This window comes from Streptomyces sp. NPDC002446 (assembly GCF_053595675.1).
On sequence record NZ_JBSFYC010000001.1, the window covers coordinates 112,551 to 125,885 of the forward strand.

At 70.7% G+C, this 13,335-nt stretch carries 10 protein-coding genes; 4 read left to right on the forward strand and 6 right to left on the reverse strand.

Features of this window, described 5'->3' with window-relative positions; all coding sequences use genetic code 11:
• Window positions 1-123 precede the first annotated feature (123 nt).
• On the reverse strand, window positions 124-2,706 hold the full coding sequence (gene pepN, locus ACWD6P_RS00465; protein WP_451441748.1) for an aminopeptidase N: 2,583 nt from the start codon (window positions 2,704-2,706) through the stop codon (window positions 124-126).
• 134 nt (window positions 2,707-2,840) lie between these two features.
• On the opposite strand from pepN, the gene ACWD6P_RS00470 reads away from it, so the two are divergent.
• Window positions 2,841-3,485, forward strand: coding sequence for a mycothiol-dependent nitroreductase Rv2466c family protein (locus ACWD6P_RS00470; protein ID WP_451441749.1), 645 nt, complete (start codon window positions 2,841-2,843; stop codon window positions 3,483-3,485).
• A gap of 218 nt (window positions 3,486-3,703) precedes the next feature.
• Here ACWD6P_RS00470 and ACWD6P_RS00475 read toward each other — a convergent pair whose 3' ends face one another.
• From ACWD6P_RS00475 to ACWD6P_RS00485, 3 genes are all read right to left on the reverse strand, one after another.
• Entirely contained in the window at window positions 3,704-4,345 is a 642-nt protein-coding gene (locus tag ACWD6P_RS00475; protein WP_451441750.1) for a superoxide dismutase, read from the reverse strand.
• A gap of 190 nt (window positions 4,346-4,535) precedes the next feature.
• Window positions 4,536-5,975, reverse strand: a complete 1,440-nt coding sequence (locus ACWD6P_RS00480) for an amino acid permease (RefSeq protein WP_451441751.1) — start codon at window positions 5,973-5,975, stop codon at window positions 4,536-4,538.
• A gap of 342 nt (window positions 5,976-6,317) precedes the next feature.
• Window positions 6,318-7,727 carry an amino acid permease gene (locus ACWD6P_RS00485; RefSeq protein ID WP_451441752.1) on the reverse strand — a complete coding sequence of 470 codons (1,410 nt, stop codon included), beginning with the start codon at window positions 7,725-7,727 and terminating at the stop codon, window positions 6,318-6,320.
• Between the two features lie 346 nt (window positions 7,728-8,073).
• Between ACWD6P_RS00485 and ACWD6P_RS00490 the strand changes: the two genes are divergently transcribed.
• Window positions 8,074-8,673: a biotin transporter BioY gene (locus ACWD6P_RS00490; protein ID WP_451441753.1), complete on the forward strand. Its 600-nt coding sequence runs from the start codon at window positions 8,074-8,076 to the stop codon at window positions 8,671-8,673.
• Window positions 8,674-8,748: 75 nt separating this feature from the next.
• Here the strand turns inward: ACWD6P_RS00490 and ACWD6P_RS00495 are convergent, their stop codons facing one another.
• A complete protein-coding gene (locus ACWD6P_RS00495) occupies window positions 8,749-10,182 on the reverse strand; it encodes an amino acid permease (RefSeq protein WP_451441754.1) in 1,434 nt (477 codons plus the stop codon).
• 213 nt (window positions 10,183-10,395) lie between these two features.
• On the opposite strand from ACWD6P_RS00495, the gene ACWD6P_RS00500 reads away from it, so the two are divergent.
• Together ACWD6P_RS00500 and ACWD6P_RS00505 are read left to right on the forward strand one after the other, a co-directional pair.
• The gene (locus tag ACWD6P_RS00500) at window positions 10,396-10,881 is read left to right on the forward strand and encodes a ribose-5-phosphate isomerase (RefSeq protein ID WP_451441755.1); all 486 of its coding nucleotides are present in this window, start codon (window positions 10,396-10,398) and stop codon (window positions 10,879-10,881) included.
• A gap of 71 nt (window positions 10,882-10,952) precedes the next feature.
• Complete coding sequence (locus tag ACWD6P_RS00505) at window positions 10,953-11,846, forward strand: Fpg/Nei family DNA glycosylase (protein WP_451441756.1); 894 nt, start codon at window positions 10,953-10,955, stop codon at window positions 11,844-11,846.
• A gap of 196 nt (window positions 11,847-12,042) precedes the next feature.
• On the opposite strand, the gene ACWD6P_RS00510 is transcribed toward ACWD6P_RS00505, so the two are convergent.
• A complete protein-coding gene (locus ACWD6P_RS00510; RefSeq protein WP_451441757.1) occupies window positions 12,043-13,269 on the reverse strand; it encodes a GNAT family N-acetyltransferase in 1,227 nt (408 codons plus the stop codon).
• Window positions 13,270-13,335 lie beyond the last annotated feature (66 nt).

The following is a 13,335-nucleotide window of genomic DNA, read 5'->3' on the forward strand; positions in this document are numbered from 1 at the left end:
ACCGCCAGATTCCCGCGCCCGCTCCACCCCCTAACCGCTGTTACACGCCCGTACCCCAAACCGGACAATCCTGGGCTAAAGTACGGGCGTTCGACTGCCGAAAAGGGCTGGTGGCGGCCGGGGTTACGGCCTGTTTCCGGCTGCCTCGTCACAAGCCTGTGCCCGCAGTGCACGGGCGAGATCGTCCCGCTCCTCCAGCACCATCCGGCGCAGCGCGGGCGCCGCCTCGGGGTGCCCGGCCAGCCAGTCGTCCGTGGCGTCCAGCGTGGACCGCTCCACCAGCCACGCCGGGAACAGCCCGCGCACCACGTCCATCGCGATCTCGATGGACCGCTCCCGCCACACCCGCTCGATCGCCGCGAAGTAGTGCGGCGCGTACGGCGCCAGCAGCTCCCGCTGCCCGGGCTGCGCGAACCCGGCGATGGTCGCCTCCACCAGGGCGTTGGAGAGCGCATCGGACTCCACCACGTCCGCCCACGCCTGCGCCTTGACCTCCGCCGAGGGGCGGGCCGCCAGGCAGCGCACCTGGTGGCGCTTGCCGGAGGCGGTGTCGTCGCGGGCCAGCTCCGCGGCGATCACGTCCTCGTCCGCGATGCCGTGCGCGGCCAGCGGCTCCAGGAACGACCAGCGCAGCTCCTGGTCCACCTCCAGCCCGTCGATCTTCGCCGTACCGTCCAGCAGGCCCTTGAGCAGCTGGAGATCGGCCGGTGTGGAGGCGATCGCGGCGAAGTGCCGGGCCCAGGTCAGCTGATGGTCGCTGCCCGGCTCGGCCAGCCGCAGCTCGTGCAGCGCGCCCTCGGCCAGCTCCCGGGCGGCGAGCTCGCGGCGGTCCGGCGCGCAGTAGTGCTCCAGCGCCGTCTTGGCCTGCCCGTGCAGCGACTGCAGTACGCCGATGTCGGTCTCCTGGCCGGCGAACCGCCGCACCAGACCGAGGTAGTCGCGGGTCGGCATCAGGCCGTCGCGGGTCAGCCCCCACAGCGCCGCCCAGCACAGCGCCCGCGCCATCGGGTCCCTCAGGTCGCCGAGCCGGGCCCGCAGCGTGGCCAGCGAACCCTCGTCGAAGCGGATCTTGCAGTACGTCAGGTCCTCGTCGTTGACCAGGATCAGCTCGGGCCGCTCGGAGCCGGCCAGCTCCGGCACGGCCGTCCGCGGCCCGGTGACGTCCACCTCGGCGCGGGCGTAGCGCACCAGCGCCGAATCCGCGTCGAGGCGGCGGTAGAGGCCCACCGCGACCCGGTGCGGCCGCAGCTCCGGGTGCTCGGCCGCCGCCTCCTGGAGGATGCTCAGCTCGGTGATCCGGTCGTGTGCGTCGTAAGTGACCTGGGGGGTGAGCGAGTTGACGCCGGCGGTCTCCAGCCAGGCCCGCGACCAGGCCGCCATGTCCCGGCCCGAGGTCTCCTCCAGTACTTCCAGCAGATCCGTCAGCCGGGTGTTGCCGTACGCGTGCCGCTTGAAGTAGCGCCGCGCGCCCTCCAGGAACGCGTCCTGCCCCACATACGCCACCAGCTGCTTGAGCACCGCCGCGCCCTTGGCGTAGGTGATCCCGTCGAAGTTGAGCTTGGCGTCCTCCAGGTCACGGATGTCGGCGGTGACCGGGTGGGTGGAGGGCAGCTGGTCGGCGCGGTAGGCCCAGGACTTGCGGCGGTTGGCGAAGGTGATCCAGCCGTTGGCGAAGCGGGTCGCCGACACCTGCGCGAAGGCGCCCATGAAGTCCGCGTAGGACTCCTTGAGCCACAGGTCGTCCCACCACTGCATGGTCACCAGGTCGCCGAACCACATGTGCGCCATCTCGTGCAGGATGACGTTGGCCCGGCGCTCGTAGGACGCCTCGGTCACCTTGCCGCGGAAGATGAACTCCTCGCGGAAGGTGACACAGCCCGGGTTCTCCATCGCGCCGAGGTTGTACTCCGGCACGAACGCGGTGTCGTACTTCCCGAACGGGTACGGGAAGTCGAAGTGCTCGTGGAAGAAGTCCAGGCCCTGCTTGGTGACGGTGAAGACGTCATCCGCGTCGAAGTGCTTGGCCAGCCCCTTGCGGCAGAGCGCTCCCAGCGGGATCTCCAGCTCGGTGCCGTCCTCAAAGGTGCGGCGGTAGCTGTCGGAGACGTAGTGGTACGGACCGGCGACGACGGCCGTGATGTACGTGGAGATCGGCTGCGTCCGCGCGAAGCGGTGGGCCCCGGCCCCGTCCGTGCCCTCCTGGGCGCCGTTGCTGAGCACCACCCACCCCTCGGGGGCCGTCACCTCGAAGGTGAAGGGGGCCTTCAGGTCGGGCTGTTCGAAGTTGGCGAACACCCGCCGGGCGTCGGCCGGCTCGTACTGCGTGTAGAGGTAGACCTCGCCGTCCTCGGGGTCCACGAAGCGGTGCAGCCCCTCGCCGGTGCGGCTGTAGGCGCACTGCGCGTCGACGACGAGGGTGTTCTCGGCGGCCAGGTCGTCCAGCGCGATCCGGGCGCCGTCGAAGACCGTGGCGGGGTCCAGCTCCCGGCCGTTGAGGGTGACGGAGGTGACCGACGGCGCCAGCAGGTCGGCGAAGGTCGCGGCCCCCGGCTCGGCGCAGCGGAAGCGGATGGTCGTACGGGACCGGAAGGTCGCCGCTTCCGGCGTGACCGCTGAGCGGACATCGAGCGCCACGTCGTACGCGTCGACACTCAGCAGCCGACCCCGCTCACGTGCCTCGTCCCGGGACAGATTCTCACCTGGCACGACGTGACTCCCTCATCCTCGTTGTCGAATATCGAACACGGGGAATCATGGCACGCCCGCCGGTGGTTGAACCTGCCACAGAACAGCACGTCCGAAACCGACGCAGTACCGCCCTCTTGAGGAGACGAGACTCCGTGTCCGAAACCGCGAAGACCCCGGCAGACTTCTGGTTCGACCCGCTGTGCCCCTGGGCCTGGATGACCTCCCGGTGGATGCTGGAGGTGGAGAAGGTCCGCCCCGTCGAGGTGCGCTGGCATGTGATGAGCCTGGCGGTCCTGAACGAGGACAAGCTCGACCAGGTCCCCGAGGAGTACCGCGACAACATGCGCCCCGGCGGCAAGGCCTGGGGCCCGGTCCGCGTGGTGACCGCCGCCCAGCAGCTGCACGGCGACGAGGTCGTCGGCAGGCTCTACACCGCGCTCGGCACCCGCTTCCACAACGAGGGCCTCGGGGCGAGCCGCGAGAGCATCGCCGCCGCCCTCCAGGACGCCGGTCTGCCCGCCGACCTGATCGAGTACGCCGACAAGGACACCTACGACGCCCAGCTGCGCGCCTCCCACAAGGAGGGCATCGACCTGGTCGGCCAGGAGGTCGGCACCCCGGTCATCGCCGTCCCCGGCTCCGACGGCGACCAGATCGCCTTCTTCGGCCCGGTGGTCACCCCGGCCCCCAAGGGCGAGCAGGCGGCCAAGCTCTGGGACGGCACCCTGATGGTCGCCTCCATCCCGGGCTTCTACGAGATCAAGCGCACGAGGACATTGGGCCCGATCTTCGACTGACGCCCTGACGCTGTGGGCAGTCGTTCCGCTGGGGCGATGGGGGTCCCCCCTGCTCCTTAAGAGCTTGGGGGAGGGTGGGCACAGCGGAACACGGCCCGCAGCCAAACATGGGCGACGCCCCACGAGTCACGTCCTCGTGGGGCGTCGCCGTCATTCCGCCTGCCAAGCGAAGGTTGAGAAGACGATCACGAGGCAGGACGCATGGGTGCGCTACGCCCTCACGGCGCCAGCAGCAAGTTGTTCGCCCGCTCCCGAGCGGAGCGGTACCGCTTGGCCACGTCCTGCCAGTTCACGACCTGCCACATCGCCTCGATGAAGTCCACCTTCTGGTTCTTGTACTGCAGGTAGAACGCGTGCTCCCAGGCGTCGAAGACCAGGATCGGCACCGAGCCCTGACCGACGTTGCCCTGGTGGTCGTAGATCTGCTCGACGATGAGACGGCCGGTCACCGGCTCGTACGCCAGCACGCCCCAGCCGGAGCCCTGCGTGGTGGCCGAGGCCTTGGTCAGCTGGGTCTTGAACTTCGCGAACGAGCCGAAGGACTCGGCGATCGCGTCGGCCAGCTCGCCCACGCCGTCCTTCTCCAGCGGCTCACCGCCGCCGTCGCCGGTCATGTTGTTCCAGTAGATGCTGTGCAGGATGTGGCCGGAGAGGTGGAACGCGAGGTTCTTCTCCAGGCCGTTGATCGCGCCCCACTGGTCCTTGTCGCGCGCCTCGGCGAGCTGCTCAAGGGTGTCGTTGGCGCCCTTCACATACGCCGCGTGGTGCTTGTCGTGGTGCAGCTCGATGATCTCGGGGCTGATGACCGGCGCCAGCGCCGAGTAGTCGTAGGGGAGTTCCGGAAGTGTGTAGGTCGCCATGCCGATCCCGCCTCCAAGCTGCGTACATGCAGTCGTAGCAATGCAGTAGTTGCAATCGATGTGCAAGAGCACGCTATCAGCAGGAGTGATCATCGGCCGGTTGCGGGGACCCGGCCTGGTCCCAAAGACGGAGGCGGGGCGGGACCTCGGAAGGAGGTCCCGCCCCGCCTGCGCAGATGCCGGGTGCGCGCTACGGCTGCGCCGCCCCGGCGCCCTTGCCCAGGGCCCGCTGCCGCACCAGCCCGATCACGGCCAGCACCACCCCGAAGCCGCCGGTGAACAGCAGCTGGATGCGCTGGTTCTCATCGCGCAGCATCAGCAGCAGCACGACGACGATGCCCGCCAGCGCCACCCACGTCAGCACCGGGAACGCCCACATCTTCACCACGAGCTTCTCCGGCGCCTCGCGCTCCAGCTGCCGCCGCATCCGCAGCTGGGCGACCGCGATGAAGCCCCACACCACCAGGACGGCCGCGCCGACCATGTTCAGCAGCCACTGGAAGACCGTGGTCGGCCACCAGAAGCTGAAGAGCACCGCGAGGAACCCGAAGGCGGAGCACATCAGCACGGCGCGGCGCGGCACGCCGCCGCTGACCTTGCCCAGGAAGGCCGGTCCCTGGCCGCGGGAGATGAGCGAGTACGCCATCCGGGAGGCGCCGTAGATGTTGGCGTTCACCGCGGAGAGCAGCGCGATCAGGATGACGACGTTCATGATCTGGCCGGCCGCCGGGATCTTGAGGTAGTCCAGGACCGCCACGTACGGGCCGGACTCGGCGATCGAGGGGGCGCTCCAGGGGATGACCGTGACGATGACGGCCATCGAGCCGACGTAGAACAGGGCGATCCGCCACATCGCGGTGCGCACCGCGCGCGCCACACCGCGCACCGGGTCCTTGGACTCGGCGGCCGCGATGGTCACCGTCTCCAGACCGCCGTACGCGAACACCGACGCCAGCAGACCGACCATCAGGCCGTCGACGCCCTTGGGGAGGAAGCCGCCGTCACCGGTGAGGTGGGTGGCGCCGGGGGCGTGGGTGCCGGGGAGCACGCCGAAGATGGCGAGCACGCCCAGGACCAGGAAGATGGCGATCGCTGCGACCTTCAGGGCGGCGAACCAGAACTCGAACTCGCCGAAGTTGGAGACCGCGGCCAGATTCGTGCCGGTGAAGATCACCATGAACAGCAGGACCCACATCCAGGGCTCGGTGTCCGGGAACCACTGGTGCATCACATCCGCGGCGCCCAGCGCCTCGGCGGCCACCGCCACACACAGCAGCGCGGTGAACATCCAGCCCACCGTGAACCCGGCCCAGGAGCCTATGGAGCGCTCGGCGTGCACGGAGAAGGAGCCGGAGGCCGGATTGGCCGCGGCCATCTCGCCCAGCATCCGCATGACCAGCATGACCAGGGCGCCGGAGACGGCGTAGGCCAGCACGATCGAGGGGCCGGCCGCCGCGATGCCCTCACGGGAGCCCACGAACAGGCCCGCGCCGATCACGCCGCCCAGGGCGATCATCGAGAGATGGCGCTGCTTGAGGCCGTTGGACAGCGAGGAGCCACTATCGGGGCCGGCGCCCTGCGCGCTGGTCTGCTCGCGCGCGGGTGCGGCGGACGAGGGTGTCCGATTCATGTCGTACCTGTCCCAGTAGGTGAGAGCGGAGCAAGGCGAAACTGCGTTCTCCCGGGGCCGCGACCGGTGCGGCGATCGCCGCCAGGCCCCCCGGGCCCCCGCCGGGGCATCGGGTCGCGCAGGGGCTGCCGATGGCGCAACTCCGGGATCCTCGGCAAAGCTGGCTCAGTGTGGGTGCCGGTGTCCGCTCAGGGCAACAGTCGTGCAGCGAATGTTCGGTATTCAGACGCGATCGTCACCGTACGTGCCTGATGGATCGTCGATTACCACGTCGTGTGAACGTTCCTCGGTCACTTCCTGTGACCTGCGTCTCGGGGCGGCGCGGCCCGCCCCGGCGTCGCCTCAGCGCCGCGTGCGACGCTCCCTCAGCTCCCGTACGCCCGCCACCAGCAGCACCGCGCCGGTCGCCGCGGCCGACCACAGCAGCTGCGGCCGGGCCGTGTCGTCGGCCAGCATCAGCACGATGACGCCGGCCATCGCCAGCAGCGCCGCCCAGGTCAGATAGGGGAACGCCCACATCCGCAGGGTCAGTTTCCCGGGCGCCTCGCGTTCGATACGCGGACGCAGCCGCAGCTGGGAGACGGCGATCAGACCCCAGACGAACAGCAGTACCGCGCCGACCGCATTGAGCATGTAAAGGAAGACCGAATCCGGCCATTTCAGATTCAGCAGTACGGAGACGAACCCGAAGGCCACCGAGGCCAGCACGGCCCGGCGCGGCACCCCGCCCGACACCGCCAGCAGCGCCCGCGGCGCCTCCCCCCGCTCGGCCAGCGAGAACACCATCCGCGACGAGCCGTAGAGATTGGCGTTCAGCGCCGACAGCAGCGCCACGAACACCACGATGTTCATCAGCTGCCCGGCACCCGGCACCCCGATGTGCTCCAGCACCGCGACGTACGGGCTCTGCCCCGGCCGCAGCGACGACCACGGCAGCAGCGCCACGATGACCAGCATCGAGCCGACGTAGAAGAACAGGATCCGCCACACCGCGCTGCGCACCGCCCGGCCCACCGCGCGCGCCGGATCGTCCGACTCGGCCGCGGCGATGGTGACGACCTCCAGCCCGCCGAAGGCGAACACCACGGCCAGCACCCCGGAGACCACCCCGGCCCAGCCGTGCGGCAGGAAGCCGCCCTGGCCGGTGAGGTTGGCCAGCCCGACGGGCTCGGTGTCGGGCAGCACCCCGAGGACCGCCAGCAGGCCCAGCGCCAGGAACAGCACGATCGCGGTGACCTTCAGCGCCGCGAACCAGAACTCGAACTCCCCGAAGTTCTTCACCGCGGCCAGGTTGGCGACGGTGAAGACGATCATGAAGATCAGCACCCAGCCCCACTGCGGCACCGCCGGCACCCAGCCGTGGGCGATCTGCGCCGCGCCGGTCGCCTCCACGGCCAGCACCACGACCAGCAGGAACCAGTACAGCCAGCCGACGCTGAAACCGGCCCAGCGGCCCAGAGCCCGCTCCGCGTGCACGGAGAACGCGCCGGAGGCCGGCATCGCCGCCGACATCTCGCCGAGCATCCGCATGATCAGCATCGCCAGCGCGCCCGCGATCAGATACGAGAGCACGATCCCCGGACCGGCCACCGAGATCCCCGCGCCGGAGCCCACGAACAGACCCGCGCCGATCACCCCGCCCAGGCCCAGCATCGTCAGATGGCGCTGCTTGAGCCCCGTGGACAGCGGCTCCTTCTCGCCGGCGCCCGCGCCGAGCGGGGTCCGCCCGGCAGTGGTCGGTGTGTCGTGCATCGGCTCGTACTCTCGCAAGGGCTGGGTGATCCGCAGGACACGCCCTGGACCACCGGGGGTTTGGGGGAACCCCACAGCTCACCGCGGGGCGGCCCCAGTCTCCCCGCACCTCGCGCGCTACCACAAAACCGGCGCCATAAAGCCGGCCGGGCCGTGATGAGCATCACGTGACCTGCAAAGACGTCACATCGCCCCGCAGGGCCGGGCATTGTGGCGGTTGTTCGGAACTCTCCAAGCGGGCCGGGTACGGCTTTGTCGCCGCCACACGATGATCGCCGCCGGTCGCCTGGGCTAACGTCATCGCGTCCCGACCCGTCCCGATCCCTCTCACACCCGCGGAGTCCAGATGAGCACTGCCGCCCTCGTCCGTCCCGGTGCTGTCCTCGCCGACCTGCTGCCGGCCGCCACCACCGCCTCCCGCGCCCGCGTCCGCGACGCCGCGCTGGTGGTCGGCGGCGCCGCGCTCACCGGCATCGCGGCCCAGATCGCCGTACCGGTCCCCGGCTCCCCCGTCCCGGTCACCGGCCAGACCTTCGCCGCCCTCCTGGTCGGCGCCTCCCTCGGCACGAGCCGCGGTCTGCTCTCCCTCGCGCTCTACGCCCTGGCGGGCATGGCCGGTATGCCCTGGTTCGCCGGCGGTGCCTCCGGCGCCGGCGCCCCCACCCTCGGCTACATCCTCGGCATGCTGCTCGCCGCCGGCCTCGTGGGCGCGCTGGCCCGCCGCGGCGGCGACCGCGGAGTGCTGCGCACCGCCGCCACCATGGCCGCCGGCACCGCCGTGGTCTACGCCGTCGGCGTTCCCTACCTCGCGCTGAGCACCGGCATGTCCTTCGGCCAGGCCGCCGCCGTCGGCCTGGTGCCCTTCCTGCTCGGCGACGCCCTCAAGGCCGCGCTGGCGATGGGCGCGCTGCCGACCGCCTGGAAGCTGGCCGGCCGCCGCGGCTGACCGCACGCGACGCCGAACGGGCCGGGCCCCGCACTCACCGAACGGTGACTGCGGGGCCCGGCCCGTCGCGTGTGCCTACTTCCCGGCGGTCTCCCGCGGCCGCCTGCGCTCCAGCACCAGCCCGACGGCCAGCACCACGACCGCCGCGACCACCGACAGGACCATCTGCTCCCGCCCTTCCGGGCTGTAGAACATGTAGCCGATGACGAAGACGATCAGCGCGATCGTCGCGTACGTCAGCCACGGGTACAGCCACATCCGCACCGTCAGCCGCTCCGGCGCCTCCCGCTCGATGATCCGGCGCATCCGCAGCTGCGAGACGCAGATGACCAGCCACACGAACAGCGCCACCGCGCCCGACGAATTCAGCAGGAACTGGAAGACCGTGTCCTTCGACGTGTAGCTGAAGATCGTCGCGATGAAGCCGAAGGCGACCGACGCGAAGATCGCGACCGCCGGCACCCCGCCCTTGTTGACGGTGGCGAACGACTTCGGCGCGTCCCCGCGCTCACCCAGCGAGAACGCCATCCGGGAGGCCGTGTAGAGACCGGAGTTCAGACAGGACAGCACCGCGGTGAGCACCACGACGTCCATCACCGTGCCCGCGTACGGAATGTCCAGCGACTTCAGCACCGCCACATACGGGCTCTTGAGCACCGCCGGGTCGTTCCACGGCAGCAGCGTCACGATCACCGCGATCGAGCCGAGGTAGAAGAGCGCGATCCGCCAGATGACGCTGTTGACGGCCTTGCGGACGGCCTGCACCGGATTCGGCGACTCGCTCGCCGCCAGCGTGACGATCTCGCTGCCCATGAACGAGAAGACCACCAGCAGCATGCCGGACAGGATCGCGCCGGGACCGTTCGGCAGAAAACCGCCGTGCCCGGTCAGATTCGCCATGCCCACGGCATGATCGCCCGGCGGCAGCCCGAAGATCGCCAGCGCGCCGACCACGATGAAGACGACGATCGCGACGACCTTGATCCCGGCGAACCAGAATTCGAACTCGCCGAACGAGCCCACCGAGATCAGATTGGTGCCGGTCAGCACGATCATCACCAGCAGCGCCCAGGCCCATTGCGGGACGGCCGGGACCCAGCCGGTGAGGATCGCGGCGGCGGCGGTCGCCTCGACGGCCAGCACCACCGACCAGAAGAACCAGTACAGCCAGCCGATCGTGAAGCCGGCCCAGCGGCCCAGCGCCCGGTCCGCGTACGCGGAGAACGACCCGGAGGCGGGGGAGGCCGCGGCCATCTCGCCCAGCATGCGCATCACCAGCACGACCAGCAGCCCGGTCAGCGCGTACGAGAACAGAATGCCGGGCCCGGCGGCCGAGATGCCGGCGCCGGAGCCCACGAACAGGCCGGCGCCGATGACACCGCCGATGGCGATCATCGACAGATGGCGGTTCTTGAGTCCTGCCTGCAGCCCGTCCTGCGACTGCCCCCCGCGGGGTCCGGCACCGGGTTCTCCGGTGGTGGGGACCGTTTTGGTGGTAGGCGCGCCCATGTGCACCGTCCTTGTGTGGTTCACGGAAGTGGAACCACAGCATTAGATCTTCGTTAACCATGGATTGGAAGGCCTGAAGTCGGATCGTTGCATGAAACACTGGAAGGTTGCGCGCAACGCATACGTACACAAGGTCCATCCGCGATTCCGTGGGCCCCAGCGCACAGAGCCCCGGCGACGCCTGCCCGCCGAGCGCCGTGTCACACTCATGCCATGCGCGTGTATCTCGGCTCCGACCATGCAGGTTTTGACCTCAAGAACCACCTCGTCGAGTGGCTCAAGGCCCACGGCCACGAGCCCGTCGACTGCGGCCCCCACATCTACGACGCCCAGGACGACTACCCCCCGTTCTGCCTCCGCGCCGCGGAGAAGACCGCAGCCGACCCGGACAGCCTCGGCATCGTGATCGGCGGCTCCGGCAACGGCGAGCAGATCGCCGCCAACAAGGTCGAGGGCGTACGGGCCGCGCTGGCCTGGAGCGAGGAGACCGCCAAGCTCGGCCGCGAGCACAACAACGCCAACGTCATCTCCGTCGGCGGCCGGATGCACACCCAGGAAGAGGCGACCAAGTTCATCGAGGTCTTCCTCGCCACCCCCTACTCGGGCGAGGAGCGGCACACCCGCCGCATCGAGATGCTCTCGACGTACGAGACCACCGGCGAACTCCCGGCCATCCCGGCCCACCACCCGCAGGGCTGACCACCGCACACCGCCGTCGCCCGTCCACCTCGGCCACCGGGGCGGGCGGGCGCGCCCACTGGAGAGCACGCATGCCCGAGGGCCACACCATCCACCGCCTGGCAGCGGACTACGCCGAGCGCTTCCTGGGGCAGGCGGTCCGGGTGACCAGCCCGCAGGGCAAGTTCGCAGACGGTGCCGCCCTCGTCGACAACCAGGTGCTGGAGACCACCGAGGCCCACGGAAAGCACCTCTTCCTCGGCTTCGGCCCGCCCCCAAGGACCTGTGACGAGCTCCAGTCCAGGGGGGACCCCGATCGCTGGATCCACGTCCACCTCGGCCTCTTCGGGAAGATCGCATTCGGCGGCGCACCGGGGGGTCCCCCCTCGGCCCAGGGGGGACCCCCATCGCCCCCCACCGACACCGTGCGGCTGCGCATCGCCAGCCCCTCCGCCCACGCGGACCTGCGCGGCCCCACCACCTGCGCACTGATCACCGACGCCGAGAAGCAGGCGATACACGACCGCCTCGGGCCCGACCCGCTGCGCCCGCAGGACGACGGCGCCGGTGCGTGGCAGCGGATCTCCCGCAGCCGTACGACCATCGCGGCGCTGCTGCTGGACCAGAAGATCATCGCCGGTGTCGGCAACGTCTACCGCGCCGAGGTCCTCTTCCGGCACGGCATCGACCCCTACCTCCCGGGCCGCGACCTCACCCGCGCCGCATGGGACGCCATCTGGGCCGACCTGGTCTTCCTGATGGCCGAGGGCGTCCGCCACAACCGGATCGACACCGTACGTCCCGAGCACCTGCCCGAGGCGATGGGCCGCCCGCCGCGCGTCGACGACCACGGCGGCGAGGTCTACGTCTACCGCCGCACCCACCAGACCTGCCACATCTGCGGCGCCGAGATCCGCACCGCCGACCTCGCCGCCCGCAACCTCTTCTGGTGCCCGGTCTGCCAGCCGGCGACGAGCGGGCGCTGACACCCGGCGATGAGCGGGCGCTGACACCCGGAACCGGGAAACCGGAACCCGGAACTGGGAATACCCGCCCGTCACCACCACGTTGTGGCCCCGCAGGGGGCCCTCGCGACCCTTACGGGATCCGTTCGCCCACCCCCTAGGGCCACCCCGGGCCACCCCCTGGGCCCCCCACCCGCCGCCCGCCCCGCACCCGCGCCTAGAACCCGTACGGCAACCACGGCGCCACGTCCGAACCGAACGCCACCGAGGCCGCGCCCAGCGCGCCGGGCCGCCGTTCGTGGACGCGGCCCGCCGCCGCCAGCGACGAGAGCGTGTAACCGCCCAGATAGGCGGAGCCCAACTCCCGTACGGACAGTGCCAGATCGGCCGCGTTCGTGGTCGGTGCGCAGCTCGCGCCCTTCTCGTCCCCGGACAGCCGCCAGCGGCCCTCGTTCCACGGGCACATCGGGTCGGCGACCTCCAGCACCACATCCACCGGCGTCCGGTACGTCCGCGCCGCCAGCGCCGTGCCCACCTCCACCGGCCGTACGAACAGCGACTCCCGCAGTCCGATCCCGCAGCGCCGCTGGTCCTCCACCAGGTGCAGCAGCGCATCGTCCACCGGGCGGGTGGCCACCGAGACCGACGACGTCAGATCGATCCCGAACAGATAGCGCCACAGCGCCGCGTACACCACCGGGTCCAGCGCCTCCATGCGCCGGACGAGCACCGTCCCGCACGGCCCCTCGGCGTCCCACTCCGGTTTGACGGCATAGCGGACATACCCCCGCACCTCGCCGTCCACCTCGGCCAGTACGCACTGGAGCGCCCCGGCCCCCTCCCGGTTGCCGGGCACATCGAGCACGCCGACCCGCTCCCAGCCCGGCGGGCGGGTGAGGATTCCGGGGCGGGTCGGGGCGAGCCGGGCACCGACCCGCTCGCAGTCGGCCAGCGCGGCCACCGGATCCACCAGGCGCAGCCGTACGCCGTCCACGCCGGGCAGCTCGGGGGCCGCCAGCCGTACGGTGTCGACCGTCAGCCGCATGTCCTGGGCCGCCGGGCCGTAGCCGAAGCGCCCGTAGATCGCCGGTTCCGAGGCGGTCAGCACCGCGAGCGGCTCACCGCGCTCGTGGAAGTCCGCCAGTTGGTGCCGCACCATCGAGCGCAGCACCCCGCGCCTGCGGTGCGTCGGCTGCACGCTGACCATCGTGACCCCGGCCACCGGCACCTGCGCCCCGCCCGGCACCGTGAGCCGGAAGGAGAGCGCCCCGGCCGTGCCGATGCACTCCTCCCCGTCCCAGACGCCGAGCGAGCGTTCGACCTCGGTCAGCTCCCGTCGCAGGGCGAGCTCCTCGGGCGACGACACCTCACCGAACGCGGCGTCCAGCGCGTCCGCCCAGACGTCCCATTCAGCGGCCCGGAGCACCCGTAGTTCCGTCGTCATGAACCATCCCTAGCAGGACTCCCTCCGGCCGCGCGACCGCATTTCGAACGCCGTTTCCCGGCAATT

What these genes read in the sequence shown, in the direction of transcription:
- ACWD6P_RS00475 (WP_451441750.1), bottom strand. Translation starts at nt 4,345, where the DNA reads ATGGCGACCTACACACTTCCGGAACTCCCCTACGACTACTCGGCGCTG.
- ACWD6P_RS00480 (WP_451441751.1), bottom strand. Translation starts at nt 5,975, where the DNA reads ATGAATCGGACACCCTCGTCCGCCGCACCCGCGCGCGAGCAGACCAGC.
- ACWD6P_RS00485 (WP_451441752.1), bottom strand. Translation starts at nt 7,727, where the DNA reads ATGCACGACACACCGACCACTGCCGGGCGGACCCCGCTCGGCGCGGGC.
- ACWD6P_RS00490 (WP_451441753.1), top strand. Translation starts at nt 8,074, where the DNA reads ATGAGCACTGCCGCCCTCGTCCGTCCCGGTGCTGTCCTCGCCGACCTG.
- ACWD6P_RS00495 (WP_451441754.1), bottom strand. Translation starts at nt 10,182, where the DNA reads ATGGGCGCGCCTACCACCAAAACGGTCCCCACCACCGGAGAACCCGGT.
- ACWD6P_RS00500 (WP_451441755.1), top strand. Translation starts at nt 10,396, where the DNA reads ATGCGCGTGTATCTCGGCTCCGACCATGCAGGTTTTGACCTCAAGAAC.
- ACWD6P_RS00505 (WP_451441756.1), top strand. Translation starts at nt 10,953, where the DNA reads ATGCCCGAGGGCCACACCATCCACCGCCTGGCAGCGGACTACGCCGAG.
- ACWD6P_RS00510 (WP_451441757.1), bottom strand. Translation starts at nt 13,269, where the DNA reads ATGACGACGGAACTACGGGTGCTCCGGGCCGCTGAATGGGACGTCTGG.